The organism is Citricoccus zhacaiensis, assembly GCF_014645315.1.
In the GTDB taxonomy this organism is placed as follows: Bacteria; Actinomycetota; Actinomycetes; order Actinomycetales; family Micrococcaceae; genus Citricoccus; species Citricoccus zhacaiensis.
Window position 1 is genome coordinate 181,907 of sequence record NZ_BMLQ01000005.1, and the last position, 13,985, is coordinate 195,891.

Annotated in this window: 14 protein-coding genes and 1 tRNA gene; 9 read left to right on the forward strand and 6 right to left on the reverse strand. The window is 70.0% G+C overall.

What is annotated here, in order from left to right; genetic code table 11:
* Positions 1 to 6: 6 nt before the first annotated feature.
* Entirely contained in the window at positions 7 to 1,395 is a 1,389-nt protein-coding gene (locus IEX49_RS09975) for a PspC domain-containing protein (protein ID WP_188806016.1), read from the reverse strand.
* Between the two features lie 124 nt (positions 1,396 to 1,519).
* Here IEX49_RS09975 and IEX49_RS09980 point away from each other — a divergent pair, with 124 nt between their 5' ends.
* Complete coding sequence (locus IEX49_RS09980) at positions 1,520 to 2,788, forward strand: ATP-binding protein (protein ID WP_188806017.1); 1,269 nt, start codon at positions 1,520 to 1,522, stop codon at positions 2,786 to 2,788.
* Complete coding sequence (locus IEX49_RS09985) at positions 2,785 to 3,432, forward strand: response regulator (protein ID WP_115931925.1); 648 nt, start codon at positions 2,785 to 2,787, stop codon at positions 3,430 to 3,432. The genes IEX49_RS09980 and IEX49_RS09985 overlap by 4 nt, the downstream gene beginning before the upstream one ends.
* Here IEX49_RS09985 and IEX49_RS09990 read toward each other — a convergent pair.
* The 5 genes from IEX49_RS09990 to IEX49_RS10010 all read right to left on the reverse strand — a co-directional run bounded on the left by IEX49_RS09990 (position 3,398) and on the right by IEX49_RS10010 (position 7,525).
* On the reverse strand, positions 3,398 to 4,015 hold the full coding sequence (locus IEX49_RS09990; protein ID WP_188806018.1) for a sulfate/molybdate ABC transporter ATP-binding protein: 618 nt from the start codon (positions 4,013 to 4,015) through the stop codon (positions 3,398 to 3,400). The two genes, IEX49_RS09985 and IEX49_RS09990, sit on opposite strands and share 35 nt — an antisense overlap.
* A 41-nt stretch (positions 4,016 to 4,056) precedes the next feature.
* Positions 4,057 to 4,863: an ABC transporter permease gene (locus IEX49_RS09995; protein ID WP_188806019.1), complete on the reverse strand. Its 807-nt coding sequence runs from the start codon at positions 4,861 to 4,863 to the stop codon at positions 4,057 to 4,059.
* A 62-nt stretch (positions 4,864 to 4,925) separates the two neighbouring features.
* The gene (gene modA, locus IEX49_RS10000) at positions 4,926 to 5,744 is read right to left on the reverse strand and encodes a molybdate ABC transporter substrate-binding protein (RefSeq protein WP_188806020.1); all 819 of its coding nucleotides are present in this window, start codon (positions 5,742 to 5,744) and stop codon (positions 4,926 to 4,928) included.
* Complete coding sequence (locus IEX49_RS10005; protein WP_188806021.1) at positions 5,744 to 6,184, reverse strand: TOBE domain-containing protein; 441 nt, start codon at positions 6,182 to 6,184, stop codon at positions 5,744 to 5,746. Before IEX49_RS10005 ends, modA begins: the two co-directional genes overlap by 1 nt.
* A 117-nt stretch (positions 6,185 to 6,301) precedes the next feature.
* Positions 6,302 to 7,525 carry a pyridoxal phosphate-dependent aminotransferase gene (locus IEX49_RS10010; protein WP_188806022.1) on the reverse strand — a complete coding sequence of 408 codons (1,224 nt, stop codon included), beginning with the start codon at positions 7,523 to 7,525 and terminating at the stop codon, positions 6,302 to 6,304.
* 221 nt (positions 7,526 to 7,746) lie between these two features.
* On the opposite strand from IEX49_RS10010, the gene IEX49_RS10015 reads away from it, so the two are divergent.
* The 7 genes from IEX49_RS10015 (at position 7,747) to IEX49_RS10045 (ending at position 13,963) form a co-directional block, all read left to right on the forward strand.
* Positions 7,747 to 7,819: transfer RNA gene (locus tag IEX49_RS10015), tRNA-Trp, on the forward strand.
* 75 nt (positions 7,820 to 7,894) lie between these two features.
* A complete protein-coding gene (secE, locus tag IEX49_RS10020) occupies positions 7,895 to 8,155 on the forward strand; it encodes a preprotein translocase subunit SecE (RefSeq protein WP_188806023.1) in 261 nt (86 codons plus the stop codon).
* 282 nt (positions 8,156 to 8,437) lie between these two features.
* Complete coding sequence (gene nusG, locus IEX49_RS10025; protein WP_373286718.1) at positions 8,438 to 9,298, forward strand: transcription termination/antitermination protein NusG; 861 nt, start codon at positions 8,438 to 8,440, stop codon at positions 9,296 to 9,298.
* Positions 9,299 to 9,450: 152 nt separating this feature from the next.
* Complete coding sequence (gene rplK, locus IEX49_RS10030) at positions 9,451 to 9,882, forward strand: 50S ribosomal protein L11 (RefSeq protein WP_115931918.1); 432 nt, start codon at positions 9,451 to 9,453, stop codon at positions 9,880 to 9,882.
* Between the two features lie 96 nt (positions 9,883 to 9,978).
* The gene (gene rplA, locus IEX49_RS10035; protein ID WP_188806024.1) at positions 9,979 to 10,695 is read left to right on the forward strand and encodes a 50S ribosomal protein L1; all 717 of its coding nucleotides are present in this window, start codon (positions 9,979 to 9,981) and stop codon (positions 10,693 to 10,695) included.
* Between the two features lie 127 nt (positions 10,696 to 10,822).
* Positions 10,823 to 12,031 carry a GNAT family N-acetyltransferase gene (locus IEX49_RS10040; protein WP_188806025.1) on the forward strand — a complete coding sequence of 403 codons (1,209 nt, stop codon included), beginning with the start codon at positions 10,823 to 10,825 and terminating at the stop codon, positions 12,029 to 12,031.
* Positions 12,032 to 12,211: 180 nt separating this feature from the next.
* Positions 12,212 to 13,963, forward strand: coding sequence for an FAD-binding protein (locus IEX49_RS10045; RefSeq protein ID WP_188806026.1), 1,752 nt, complete (start codon positions 12,212 to 12,214; stop codon positions 13,961 to 13,963).
* The last annotated feature ends 22 nt before the right edge of the window (positions 13,964 to 13,985 follow it).

Here is a 13,985-nt window from a genome sequence, read left to right on the forward strand (position 1 = left end):
TCGACGTCAGTTCTGGGTGGTGCTGGTGGTGGTCGGGGCCTCGGCGCGCACGTTCAGGGTGGAGAAGGAAACGTCCGCCTCCACCACGATCTGCTCGTCCCCGGGGGCGTCCACCACCTGAAGGCGGCCGGCGTCGTCGGTCCCGACGGAGGGGGAGTTGACGCTGCCGAAGGAACTGTCTGCCTCCAGGAAGACGTCCACGTTGTTCGGGACCACGAGGTCGGCCGTGGAGAAGCTCAGGTTCACGTCCACCGGGGTGGCCTCGGCGGCACTGGTTCCGGTGAGCTGCCGCAGGTCGATGGTGCCCTCGCCAAAGCTCAGCTCGTATCCCTCGGTGACGTTGCCGGTGACCACGCCGCCGTCCCAGTTGCCGGTGTCCGTCCAGGTGGTGCCCCACGGGCCGTCCTGGACGTAGGAGCCGGCGGTCGCACCCACCACGGGGATCGCGAGGATCGCGGTGGTGACGGTCAGTCCGCCACCGCCACGGCCGGCGATGGCCCCTGCGATGATGCCGATCGCCATGACGGCCAGCACCGTGGCCAGGCTGGCGGCCCAGATGATGGGCCAGGACGCCGTGAAGACGTCGAGATAGCGCAGCAGTGAGACCGCGGCGCCGGCCAGCACCGCCAGCCCGACGACGACCAGCTGGGTCGCGCCGGAGAGCGACGGCGGGGTGCGGTCGACCGGGGGAGTCGGCGGCACTGTCGAAGCCGGGTGAGCAGGGTCGGTGCGTCGGTAGTCGGGCTGGTGGGGGTACGAGGCGGTGGCGCTCATGGGTTCGGGTCCTTCCGAGGAACGGGGGGAAGTTTCAGCCGGGGTCGAGTACCAACCGGTATCCGTGGGAGCCACGTAGAGTGGCTGGGTGGGCTGGGCGCTGGGCTGATTTTCGAGGTGGGAGGGTTCCGAACCGGCAGCCGGGTCGGTGCCGGACGGAAGCTCCCGAGGGCGGCCGCGCTCGCCGTTCTGGGACAGGACCAGCCAGACGAAGAAGCCGATGATGCCCAGGCCGATCACGCTGCCGAAGCTCCAGAAGCCGTCACTCCTGCCGAGGAAGCCAGGCCAGTTGAAGAGGTTGCCGATGCCGAGCACGGTGAAGACGAGGGCTCCGGTCATGCCGCCGGTCCACCGTCCCTGGCCCGCCTCCCGGGAGTGGACGCGGCCGTCCGGCTCGGGCAGGAACATCCAGGCGAGGCCGTAGAACAGCACGGTCAGTCCGGAGGTGAGCAGGGTCAGGACCACGAACAGGGCGCGGCCCAGGGTGCGGTCCATGCCGATACGGTCGGCCAGGCCGGCGACGACGCCACCCATCCAGCGGTGGGGGGAGCGCACGGTGTGCAGCGAGTCGATCCAGGTGTAGAAACCGCTGGTGCTGCTGGGGGCGGGGTTCTCGTTCATGACTCCATCGTCCCGTCTGCGCGTCCCGGGTGGTATCCGGGGAGCCCCTGATCGGACCCGGAGAACCCCCGGATCTCCGTCCGTGGCACCACCCGGATGCCGCCGACTGAGGCAGGATGGAGACATGACCACTGTCCTCACCCGACCCCGGGAGCACCGGGCCATCGCCGGCGTCTGCGCCGGCCTGGCCCGCTATCTCGGTCTGCCCGTGGCCTGGGTGCGGTTCGGGGTCGTGGCCCTGGCGCTGCTCAGCGGGGTCGGCGTGGTGTTCTACGCCTGGTTGTGGATCTTCGTCCCGGATGAGCAGGAGGCCGTCGTCGGGGCAGCCGAACCCGTGCGTGGAGCCGCCGAGCAGACCCGGACGTGGGCCCTCGGGGACCGGCTGGGCGACCGGCTCGGCAGTTCTGCCGGCCGCGGCTGGCAGGTCATCGTCGGCATCGTGCTCCTCGTGCTGGCCGCGGCCCTCGGTCTGCAGATGACCGGAATCCGGCTGAACTGGGGCCTGATCGGGCCGGTCGCCGTCGTGCTCCTCGGGGTGGCGCTGGCCTGGCTGCAGCTCGACTCCCTCCGGGGCGATGCCACGGACCGGGCCGGGAGGACCCACCGCATCACCTCCCTCGTGCTCGGCCTGCTGCTGGTCATGGCCGGCATCCTGGCGCTCGCCGCCGGGCTCGTCGGTGCCCAGGACATGTGGCTGGGTCTCGTGGTCGCCATCGTCATCCTGGCCGGCGTCGTGCTCGTGGCCGCACCGTGGGTGATCAAGCTGTGGCGGGACGCCGCTGCGAAGTCGTCCGCGCTCGCCGTGCAGACCGAACGCGCGGAGATCGCCGCGCACCTGCACGACTCCGTACTCCAGACCTTGGCGCTGATCCAGAAGAACGCGGACCACTCCGCCATGGTCGCCCGGCTGGCCCGTGCCCAGGAACGGGACCTGCGCCAGTACCTCTACGCCGACCCGACCCGCCCCGACGGCAGCCTGACGGACCGGCTGCAGGACCTGGCGGCCGCCATCGAGGACGACCACGGCCAGCCGATCGAGGTCGTCACGGTCGGCGTGGCCGCCGGGCCCTGGCTCGACCCGCTGCTGCAGGCCGCCCGAGAGGCCATGCTCAACGCGGTGCGTCACGCGGGGCCGGCGCGCGTCTACGCCGAAGCCGGCCCGGCCGCCGTCGAGATCTTCGTCAAGGACCGGGGCGACGGCTTCGACCTGGACGCCATCCCGCAGGATCGGCTCGGCATCCGCGAATCCGTGATCGGCCGCATGGAGCGCGCCGGCGGCACGGCCACCATCTCCACCGGCGCGGGCGGCACGGAGGTGCGCCTGCACCTTCCGGTGCCCGAGCACGCAGCAGGCCGTGCCACAGAAGAGACCACAGAAGGGGCAGCACCATGACCACACGCGTTGTCATCGTCGACGACCACGCCATCTTCCGCACCGGCCTGAAGGCCGACCTGGATCCGGCGGACATCGCGGTGGTGGGGGAGGCCGGTGACGTCGACTCGGCCATCCGGATCATCCACGAACTCGAGCCGGAGGTGGTGCTGCTGGACGTGCACCTGCCCGGCGGCAAGGGTGGCGGCGGGGCCGAGGTCGCGGCGTCCTGCCAAGACCTGGCCCCGGAGGTCAGGTTCCTGGCGATCTCCGTGTCCGACGCCGCCGAGGACGTGGTCTCCGTCATCCGCGCCGGCGCCCGCGGCTACGTCACCAAGACCATCTCCGGGGCCGAGGTGTCCGCGGCCGTGCAGCGGGTGGCCGGCGGCGACGCCGTGTTCTCGCCCCGGCTGGCCGGCTTCGTCCTGGACGCCTTCGGCACCGCGGACGTGGCCGTGCGGGACGAGGAGCTCGACCTGCTCTCGGCCCGTGAGCTCGAGGTCATGCGGCTGATCGCCCGTGGCTACACCTACCGCGAGGCCGCGAAGGACCTGTTCATCTCCGTGCGCACCATCGAGACCCATGTGTCCAACGTGCTGCGCAAGCTCCAGCTCTCCAACCGCCACGAGCTCACGCGCTGGGCGGGGGAGCGGGGATTGTTGTAGCCGCATCCGCCAGCGCCACCACGTCCGCCTCGTGGTGCGTGACGAGCACCGTGGTCCGCCCGGTCAGGACCTCGGCCAGCAGCTCGCGGATCTGCGGGACCACCTGGGCGTCCAGGGCGGACAACGGCTCGTCCAGCAGCACCAGCTCCGGCCCTGAGGCCAGCACCCGGGCGATCGCCGTGCGCTGCGCCTGGCCGCCGGACATCTCCCCGGGCCGGCGTGAGGCCAGCTGCCCCACGCCCACCCGCCCGAGCCAGTCCCGGGCCACGTCCCGTCGGTTCCTCCGGCCCACGACGCCGGCGCGGGCCAGCCCGAAGGCGACGTTCGCCTCGGCCGTGAGGTGGGGGAAGAGCAGGGGGTCCTGCGTCAGGTAGCCGACATTCCGGCGTCGTGCCGGGATCCAGGTGTGCTCGTCGAAAAGGGTCCTGTCCCCGAGCTGGGCGTGCCCGGTCTCCGGGCGCAGCCAGCCGGCGAGGGCGGACAGCACCGTGGACTTGCCGGAGCCGTTGGGCCCGGTCAGGGCCATGGTCTGGCCCTCGTCCACGGTGAAGGTGACGTCCACCCCGCGTTCGGGGACGACCACGCTGCAGTCCAGGGCTGTCCCGGCTCCCGCCCTCCACCCCGTCATGCCCGTGCGCCCGTCTGCCGGTCGTCCCGGCGTCTATCCCGGCGCCCATAGGCCACGGTGATGACCACGAGGGCGACCACCACGAGCACGAGGGAGAGGGCGACGGCCGCCTCCGGATCGGTCTCGCGCTCGAGGTAGACCTGCAGCGGCAGGGTGCGCGTGGTGCCCTGCAGGGAGCCGGCGAAGGTGATCGTCGCCCCGAACTCGCCCAGGGCGCGGGCGAAGGTCAGCACCAGTCCGGCGACGAGCCCGGGTACCAGGAGCGGCAGCGTCACGGTGAGGAACGTGCGCAGGGGGGAGGCCCCCAGGGACAGCGCGGTGCGCTCATGGGCCTCACCGCGGGTCAGCAGGGCGCCTTCGAGCGCCACCACCAGGAACGGCAGGGACACGAAGACCTGGGCCATGACCACGGCAGCTGACGTGAACGCGATGTCGATCCCGAGCAGTTGCAGATGCTCGCCGATCAGTCCGCGCCGCCCGAACGCCTCGGTCAGCGCGATCCCGCCGACCACGGGCGGGACCACCAGCGGCAGGAGCACCAGGGACCGGGCGAAGCTGCGGCCCGGGAAGTCCAGCCGGGTGAGCACGAGGGCCAGCGGGGTGCCGATCACCAAGCAGATCGCGGTGGCCGTCAGCGCGGTCCGCAGGGAGAGCCCGAGGGCGTCCAGGGCGGAGGGTGAGCTGAGCAGTCCGGGCAGCCGGGTGAGGTCCACGCCGGCCACCAGGGCGACGAACGGCACCAGGAGCACAGCCCCGCCCAGGATCCCGACGACGGCCAGCCCGGCCGGCGGGCGGACCCGCACCTCTCGGTTCCGTGCCTCTCGGCCCCGTGTCAACCCTGCCGCGCGCCTCGGACGAGCCGTCGTCACGGAGCGCCGAACCCGTCGGCCTCGAGCACCGACTGGCCCTCCTCGGAGAGCACATAGTCGACGAAGCGCTGGGCCAGTTCAGGGTGCTCCGAGCCGTTCTCCGCGGCAGCGGCCAGCACGGTGATGGGGTAGGTGTTGACGGCGGAGTCGGCGTTCTCGAGCTCGATGGCGTTGACTGACTCACCGGCTCCCAGGGCGTCCGTGACGTAGACCAGGCCGGCGTCGGCCTCGCCGGAGGTGACCTTGCCGAGCACGTCGGTGACGCTGGCCTCCTCGCTGACCGGGGAGAGCTCCACGCCGGCGTCCTCTGCCAAGGCGAGGGCGGCGCGGCCACACGGGACCTGGGGGGCGCAGACCACGAGCTTCACGCCCTCGGCCGTCGCGTCCTCGAGGGAGGTGATGCCGGGGGTATTGGCCGGGGTGTCGGCGGGGATATCAGCGGGGGTGACGAGCGTCAGGACGTTGGTGGCGAACGGTTCCGGCTCCCCGGAGTTCTCCCCGGCCGCCACCACCGTGTGCATGTTCGGCTCGTCGGCCGAGGCGAAGACGTCCGCGGGGGCGCCGGCCAGGATCTGCTCCGCGAGGGAGGACGAGCCGGCGATGTTGTACTCGACCTCGACTCCCGGGTTCTCCTGCTCGAAGCCGTCCGCCAGCTCCTCGAAGGAGTCGCCCAGGGACGCTGCCGCGAAGACGGTGAGGGTGGTGCCGGATTCCGCGGAGCCACTTGAGGGCGCGCTGCAGCCGGCCAGGACCACACCGGATCCCACGATGAGACCGAGGGCGACACCCAGATGGTGTCCGGTACGGCCCCGCATCAGCCGTCCGCCCGTCCTGTGCGTTCCGTGCGTTCCGTGCGTTCCATTTTTTCCACGATGACGGTGGTCGCCTTCACGACGGCCACGGCGGGCATCCCGGGCTCGAGACCGAGTTCCCGGGCTGCCTCCGCGCTCATGAGGGAGACCACCCGGAAAGGGCCGCACTGCAGCTCCACCTGGGCCATGACGGTGTCCATGACCACGTCCGTCACCAGCCCGTGGAAGCGGTTCCGTGCTGAGGAGGGGACGCCGTCGTCATCGGAGTCGTTGAGGGTGCTGTTGCCGTCCTTGACCAAGTGGGCCACCTCGACACCGTCGACGGCGGCCCGGCCGGTCCCGTCCGTGTGGGCGCTGAGCCGGCCCGAGGCGACCCATCGGCGAACGGAGTCGTCACTCACGCCCAGGAAGCGGGCTGCCTCAGAGATCCGCAGAAGCGTCATACAGGACACCCTAGGCGACGCAACTGCGGATCAAAACCCCCAATTCGATCCGCACTTGCGCGGGCCGCCGTCCGCCAGGGGGAGGGCCGACGGGCAGGGGTGAGCTGGGAGGGGAGGCTAGCGGGCGAGGAGCTGCTGGATCCGGTCGATGCCCTCGGCGAGGTCGTCGTCGCCCAGGGCGTAGGACAGGCGCAGGAAGCCCGAGGGGCCGAAGGCCTCGCCGGGCACGACGGCGACCTCGGCCTCGTCCAGGATGTAGCCGGCCAGCTCCGCTGATGTCTGGTGCTGGTGTCCATCGCCCAGCGCGCCGCGGACGTCCACGTACGCGTAGAAGGCGCCGGCCGGCGTCGGGCAGGAGAATCCGGGCACCGCGTTGAGACCCTCGACGATGGCCTTGCGGCGGCGGTTGAAGGCCGTCTTCATCTCCTCGACGGCGTCCAGCGGGCCGGCGACGGCGGCGAGGGCTGCGCGCTGGGAGACGTTCGCGACGTTCGAGGTGGCATGCGACTGCAGGTTGGTGGCCGCCTTGATGATGTCCACCGGGCCGGCCATCCATCCCACGCGCCAGCCGGTCATGGCGTAGGTCTTGGCCACGCCGTTGAGGATGATGACCTGCTCGGACATCTCCGGCACGGCGGCGGCGATCGAGGTGAAGGGGACGTTGTCATAGGTGAGGTGTTCGTAGATCTCGTCGGTGACCACCCAGAGGCCGCGGGATACGGCCCACTGCCCGATCGCGGCCGTCTCCTCCGGGTCGTACACGGCACCGGTGGGGTTGGACGGGGAGTTGAACAACAGCACCTTGGTCCGTTCGGTGACCGCGGCCTCGAGCTGGTCCACCGTGACCTTGTAGCCGGTCTCCGGGCCGGCGAACACCTCGACCGGCACGCCGCCGGCCAGGCGGATGGACTCGGGGTAGGTGGTCCAGAACGGGGTGGGGACGATGACCTCGTCGCCCGGATCCAGCAGGGTCGCGAAGGTGTTGTAGACGGCCTGCTTGCCGCCGTTGGTCACCAGGACCTGCTGGGGCTCGATCTCGAATCCAGAGTCACGCAGCGTCTTCTCCGCGATGGCCTGCTTCAGCTCGGGCAGGCCGCCGGCGGGGGAGTAGCGGTGGTTCTTGGGATCCTGGGCGGCGTTCACGGCAGCCTCGACGATGTACCCCGGGGTGGGGAAGTCAGGTTCACCGGCGCCGAAGCCGATCACCGGTCGCCCGGCGGCCTTGAGAGCCTTGGCCTTGGCGTCGACGGCGAGGGTGGCGGATTCGGCGATCGAGCCGATGCGCTCGGAGACGCGGCTGCGGGGCGGGGTGGGCTGCGAGGTGGACAGCGAGCTAGACATGGGGTCCTTCCGGCGGGCGGTTTCCGGGGGTCGTCGCGATCCAGCCTAGTGGTACGCGGCACAGCTGTGGCTGTGTGTGCCGGTATGTGCCCGTGTGTGCCGGTCTGAGCACCCTGGAGAAGTGGCCGGTTCGACTCACTGCCCCCGATGGCGTAAAGTTGATCCCCGGTGTTGAAAAGCACCAGGCTGAGCCGTGCCGTGGGAAATCACGTCCGGCCCCTAGGGTAGTGGCGCAATTGGTAGCGCAGCGGTCTCCAAAACCGCAGGTTGCAGGTTCGAGTCCTGTCTACCCTGCGCAGGGTGGTCTTTCGGTGATCCGAGAAGCCCCCGGCAGGACAGTTTCAGTGTCGACCTAGCAAGTGAGGCCACGTGACCGAGGCAGTTGCGAACAGCACCGGGAACCAGAACCCCGGCACGCCGCGGAAGCGAGGTCTCTTCGGCAGAATCGCCCTGTTCCTGCGGCAGGTGGTGGACGAGCTCAAGAAGGTCGTCACCCCCACCCGTGAGGAGCTGGTGAAGCTCACGGGCGTCGTGCTCGCCTTCGTGATCTTCATGATCTTGCTGGTGACCTTGTTGGACTTCTTGTTCGGCATGGGCGCCTCCTTCGTCTTCGGCGACGGCAGCGCCTGACGCTTCCCGCCGGTGGACGCATGCCCTGCCGGAAGTACGTTGAACGCGTGAAGAAAGCAGGAACCAGTGTCCGAGCAGGAACTCGAACCGCAGGCCGACGCCCTCGCTGAGGCTGACGCTCTCGAAGAGGAGCAGTCCCAGCCGTCTCAGGACCCCAAGACTGCTGAGGACGCCGCCGTCGCCGGTGAGCCCGTCGTACCGGCTGAGCCGGCCGATTCCGAGGAGCCGGAGGCTGACGTCGACCCGCAGGTCGCCGTGGACCCGGCGATCGAGGCCGACGGCATCGACGAGAGCTACGACGAGGCCGCCGAGCCGGAGGTCGATCCCCAGGCTGAGACCCGTGAGGTCACCCCTGAGGCATCCGCCGAGGACCAGGGCCAGATGACCCTGCAGGAGGAAGACCTGGCCCAGAGCGGCGCTGAGTCCGCCGATCGGCCCGACGCCGACCTGGCGGGCGAGGATTCCCTGGACGTGGAGCCGGTCGAGGCCGAGCCGGCCGCCGAGGCCGAGCCGGAGGTCGACCCCTCCGAGGAGCTCCGCACCCGCCTGCGTCGCCAGCCCGGAGACTGGTACGTCATCCACACCTACGCGGGCTACGAGAAGCGCGTGAAGACCAACCTGGAGACGCGAGTCCAGACCCAGGAGATGGAGGACTACGTCTATGAGATCGAAGTCCCCATGGAAGAGGTCGTGGAGATCCGCAACACCACGCGCAAGCTCGTCAACCGGGTGCGCATCCCCGGTTACGTGCTCGTCCGCATGGACCTGACGGACGCCTCCTGGGGCGTGGTCCGCCACACCCCGGGCGTCACCGGATTCGTGGGCAACGCCCATGACCCGTTCCCGCTCTCCCTCGACGAGATCCACTCCATGCTGGCCCCCTCGGTCATGCAGGAGGCCACCAAGGCCGCCCAGGCCGAGGGCCGGCCCGCCCCGGCGGGTTCCGAGACGTCCGCCCCGGCCATCGAGGTCGACTTCGAGGTCGGCGAGTCCGTCACCGTCAACGACGGCCCGTTCGAGACGTTGCCGGCCACGATCTCCGAGGTCAAGGTCGAGTCCCAGCAGCTCGTGGTCCTCGTGACCATCTTCGAGCGCGAGACTCCGGTCACCCTGTCCTTCAACCAGGTCACGAAGATCCGGTAGTAGGCACCCCCAGACTTCGCCCCCTCCGGTTGCTTCGGCTGCTTTGGCCGGACGGTGGCGGACCGGTCACCGCGCCACGGTGGCCACCAGCTCCGGAACACGCTCCTGTGCTCCGGGGAACACGCAAGAAGTTACAGAAGAAGGACCCGATTATGGCCCCCAAGAAGAAGGTCGCAGGCCTGATCAAGCTGCAGATCCAGGCAGGAGCCGCCAACCCGGCCCCTCCGATCGGCCCTGCGCTCGGTCAGCACGGCGTGAACATCATGGAGTTCTGCAAGGCGTACAACGCTGCGACGGAATCCCAGCGTGGCAACGTCGTCCCCGTCGAGATCACCGTGTACGAAGACCGTTCGTTCACCTTCGTCACCAAGACCCCGCCGGCCGCTGAGCTCATCAAGAAGGCTGCCAAGGTCGCCAAGGGCTCCTCCACCCCGCACACGGACAAGGTCGGCAAGCTGACCCAGGCCCAGTGCGAGGAGATCGCCCAGACCAAGATGGAAGACCTCAACGCCAACGATGTCCAGGCTGCGGCCAAGATCATCGCCGGCACCGCCCGCTCCATGGGCATCACCGTCGAAGGCTGACGGAAACAGCACTTTCAGTACCCAGCAACACAGCTCATTCCAGTGGCAGGGTCGCGCGCGACCCGCAGACCACGACTGCATAAGGAGAACAAGCAGATGGCACAGCGCAGCAAAGCATACAAGGCGGCTCAGGAGAAGATCGGCGAGGACATCTACGGTCCCGTCGAGGCCATCGCCCTGGCCAAGGACACCAACCCGTCCAAGTCGGACGCCACCGTGGAGGTCGCCTTCCGCCTGAGCGTCGATCCCCGCAAGGCCGATCAGATGGTGCGCGGCACCGTCAACCTGCCGCACGGCACCGGCAAGACCGCCCGCGTGGTCGTCTTCGCCACCGGTGACAAGGCCGCAGCGGCCGAGGCCGCCGGCGCCGACTTCGTGGGCTCGGACGACCTGATCGCCAAGATCCAGGGCGGCTGGACCGACTTCGACGCCGCCGTGGCCTCCCCGGACATGATGGGCAAGGTCGGCCGTCTCGGCAAGGTCCTCGGCCCGCGCAACCTGATGCCGAACCCGAAGACCGGCACGGTGACCCCGGACGTGGCCAAGGCCGTGACCGACATCAAGGGCGGCAAGATCGACTTCCGCGTCGACAAGCACTCGAACCTGCACTTCATCATCGGCAAGACCAGCTTCGATGCTGACAAGCTGACCGAGAACTACGCCGCCGCCCTGGAGGAGGTGCTGCGCCTGAAGCCGTCCGCGTCCAAGGGCCGGTACATCTCCAAGGCCACCATCTCGACGACCTTCGGCCCCGGCATCCGGGTGGACCCGAACGTGGTCAAGATCGAGACTGAGGCGTCCGCTCAGGCCTGATCAACGGCTTCATCAGCAGCGTTTCACCAGCTTCATCATCAGGGCCGGAACCAGCGAGAGATCGCGGTTCCGGCCCTGATGCGTTAAAGCACCCGGTCACACAGCCCGGTGCGGCATCATGAACACCATGAGGATCAAATGGCTGGACCTTCCCGACGCCCTGGACCAGACGCGGTTGCCGATGCCGCCCACCACGGCGGACTTCCTGCAGGTGACACAACTCGCCAACCTGGTGACGTCCCTGTTCTGGGGCAACAACGACTTCTACGTCTCCCCGGAGAACCAGTTGGCCGGGGCCACCTCCCGGGATGACGTGCGCACCTCCTACGCCGTCGCCCGCGAGCCCCTGGCCGGGGACCGCCCGGACCGCATCATCGGGTATGCCGCCCTGAGCCTGCCCTGGGAGCCGGGCGCCTCGGCGGATGCCCAGCCGACCCCCCAGCCCACCACAGCCGAGGTCAACGTGGCCGTGCACCCCGACTTCCGGCGTCGGGGGGTGGGGTCTGCCCTGCTGCGCGAGGCCGAGGCCGAAGCGGTGCGGCGCGGACGCACCGTCCTGCAGTCCTGGACGGACAATGCCCTGGTGGACCCGGCCGCCGTCGGATCCGGTCCGGTGTTCGTCTCCGGCACCTCGTTGGAGACCGGGCTGACCCCGGTGGTCCGGACACCGTCGGAATCGGTGCCCGACGCCGGCCGGGACCGGGTCCGCTGGCAGGCGCCGGATGCGGCGTTCGCCGCCGCCCACGGCTACGAGCTGGCCCAAATGGAGTGGACGTCCGTGCTGGATCTGCGGGAGGCAGCCGGTGCCGCCCTGGTGGCCGAATCCGGCTCCGGCGCCGCCGAGGAGCACGGCTATGACCTGGTCGGCTGGGAGGGGGCCTGTTCGGAGGAGGATGCCGGTGCGATGGCCGGGCTGCTCGGCCGGATGGCGGCCGAGGCGCCCGCCGGTGCCCTGGAGCGGGTGGCCGAGCACTGGGATGTGCCCCGGCTGCGAGCCGAGGAGCGGGCGCGCCGCGAGATGGGACTGACCAACATCACGACGGCGGCACGCGACCGGTCGAGCGGTCAGCTCGTCGGGCACTCGGACATCGAGACCTTCGCCGACCTGCCCCAGGCGGCCTACCAGGGCAACACCCTGGTCCTCCCGGAGCACCGGGGCCGGGGACTCGCTGTGCTCCTGAAGGCCGTCAACGTCTCGCAGCTGCTGCGGTTGAGGCCTGAGACCGAACGCCTCTACACCTGGAACGCCGCCGAGAACGGCGCAATCCTACGCGCCAACCAGGAGCTGGGCTTCGTGCCGGTGGCCACGCACCCCGCCTGGCAGAAGAAGGCCTGAGAGAGGCTCCCCACTCCAACTCCTGCGGTTCCTATTCAATGGGAATCAACCTCCCGGCTGCGGTGGAGGTGGGCGACGATGGACCGTGAGCCGCGTCACGGGCGCGGCACCGTATCCAGTTTCGACGCAGCCCTGGGCAGAACGCAGACCAACGCAACTCAGGCAGAACAAGGCAGGCCCATGACCGAGAACCCTTCCGCAACGACGCTTCCGACGCTCGCGCCGTGGGATCACGAGGTGGACCTCCTGGTGCTCGGCACCGGTGCCGCCGGCCTCGCTGCCGCCCTGACGGGCGTCCAGGAGGGGTTGTCGGTGCTGGTCCTGGAGAAGACCGACTACATCGGCGGCACGACGGCCTATTCGGCCGGAACCTGCTGGATCCCCAACAACCACTTCCAGCGTGAGGACGGCATCACGGACGACGCCGAGAAGGCCGAGCGCTACCTCGACCGGTTGGTGGGGGACAAGTCGGACAAGGCGCTGCGTCAGGCGTACCTGGACAACGGTCCCGCGATGCTGCGCTATATGGAGGATCTGGGGGTGACGTTCCGGCGGTCACCCGCCGTGGTGGACTACCACTCGGAGCTGCCGGAGACCGGCCAGACCGGGCGCGCCCTGGAGCCGGAGCCCTTCGACGGCCGCACGCTGGGCCGGAACCGCTTCCGCCACGTCCGGCCCCCGGTGCCCGAGTTCGCGCTCATGGGCGGGACCATGATGCTGCGTCGGGCCGAGGTCGGCACTCTGTTGGGCCTGTTCTCCAAGAAGGCCGGCAAGACGGCGAAGGCCGGCGCCACGGCCCTGAGCCTGGGGGCACGCTGGGCCCTGGACATGGTGCGGAATCCGCGCGGTACCCGGCTGGTGATGGGCAATGCCCTCGTGGCCCGCATGTACGCCGAGGTGCTCGGCCGGGGCGGTGAGGTGTGGCGCAACGCGTACACCACGAAGCTGTTGCGGGACCATGACAGGGTGACGGGCGCCGTCGTGGGCCATGGAGGCCGCGAACTGCGGATCCGGGCCCGGCGCGGCGTGGTGCTGGCCGCGGGCGGGTTCGCCCAGAGCCCCGAGCTGCGGGAGAGGTTCCTCCCGGAGCCCACGCCGCAATTCTCCCGTGCGGGGGAGGGCGCCACGGGTGACACCCTGCGCCTGAGCGAGGCCGTCGGCGCGGCGGCGGGGACGGACAACGGCGAGAACGCGCTGTGGTTCCCGTCCTCGATCGGGACCCGGGCGGACGGCTCCACCGTGGTCTTCCCGCACATCTGGGACCGGGCCAAGCCCGGCCTGATCGCCGTCAACTCCGCCGGCCGGCGCTTCGTGGACGAATCGCACTCCTACCACCGCTTCGTGCGGGCCATGTATGCCTCGCACCAGACGGTGCCGACCGTCCCGGCCTGGCTCGTGGTGGACTCGCGCACCCTGGCGAAGTACGGCCTCGGCATGATCACCATGCCGCATCTGCCCGCCGCGATGCTGCAGAAGTACATCGACAGCGGCTACCTCCACCGCGGCTCCACCCTGCGGGAGCTGGCCGAGGGGATTGGCGTGGACCCCGCCGGCCTCGAGGAGACCGTCCGCCGGTACAACGGATTCGCCGAGTCCGGTGTGGACGAGGACTTCCAGAAGGGTGAGCTGATGTTCGGGCGGGTGGCCGGGGACCCGGAGCACACGCCGAACCCGAACATCGGACCGATCCGGCAGGGCCCGTTCTACGCCGTGGCCGTGGTGCCGACCCCGCTGGCCACCGCCTATGGGATTCAGATCAACGCCCAGGCCCAGGTGATGGGCCGGGACGGCGAGGCGCTCGAAGGCCTGTACGCTGCCGGCAATGACGCTGCCTCCGTCATGGGCAGCGAATACCCCGGGGCCGGCTCCCAGGTCGGCTCCGGCATGACCTTCGGCTGGGTGGCCGCACGCCACGCGGCCGGGACCGACTGACCGCCTGACGAGGAGGCACACC

Coding starts and splice junctions, on each gene's coding strand:
- rplK (WP_115931918.1), top strand. CDS start 9,451: ATGGCCCCCAAGAAGAAGGTCGCAGGCCTGATCAAGCTGCAGATCCAG.
- IEX49_RS10010 (WP_188806022.1), bottom strand. CDS start 7,525: ATGTCTAGCTCGCTGTCCACCTCGCAGCCCACCCCGCCCCGCAGCCGC.
- IEX49_RS09975 (WP_188806016.1), bottom strand. CDS start 1,395: ATGAACGAGAACCCCGCCCCCAGCAGCACCAGCGGTTTCTACACCTGG.
- IEX49_RS10045 (WP_188806026.1), top strand. CDS start 12,212: ATGACCGAGAACCCTTCCGCAACGACGCTTCCGACGCTCGCGCCGTGG.
- IEX49_RS09985 (WP_115931925.1), top strand. CDS start 2,785: ATGACCACACGCGTTGTCATCGTCGACGACCACGCCATCTTCCGCACC.
- IEX49_RS10005 (WP_188806021.1), bottom strand. CDS start 6,184: ATGACGCTTCTGCGGATCTCTGAGGCAGCCCGCTTCCTGGGCGTGAGT.
- modA (WP_188806020.1), bottom strand. CDS start 5,744: ATGCGGGGCCGTACCGGACACCATCTGGGTGTCGCCCTCGGTCTCATC.
- IEX49_RS10040 (WP_188806025.1), top strand. CDS start 10,823: ATGAGGATCAAATGGCTGGACCTTCCCGACGCCCTGGACCAGACGCGG.
- IEX49_RS09980 (WP_188806017.1), top strand. CDS start 1,520: ATGACCACTGTCCTCACCCGACCCCGGGAGCACCGGGCCATCGCCGGC.
- rplA (WP_188806024.1), top strand. CDS start 9,979: ATGGCACAGCGCAGCAAAGCATACAAGGCGGCTCAGGAGAAGATCGGC.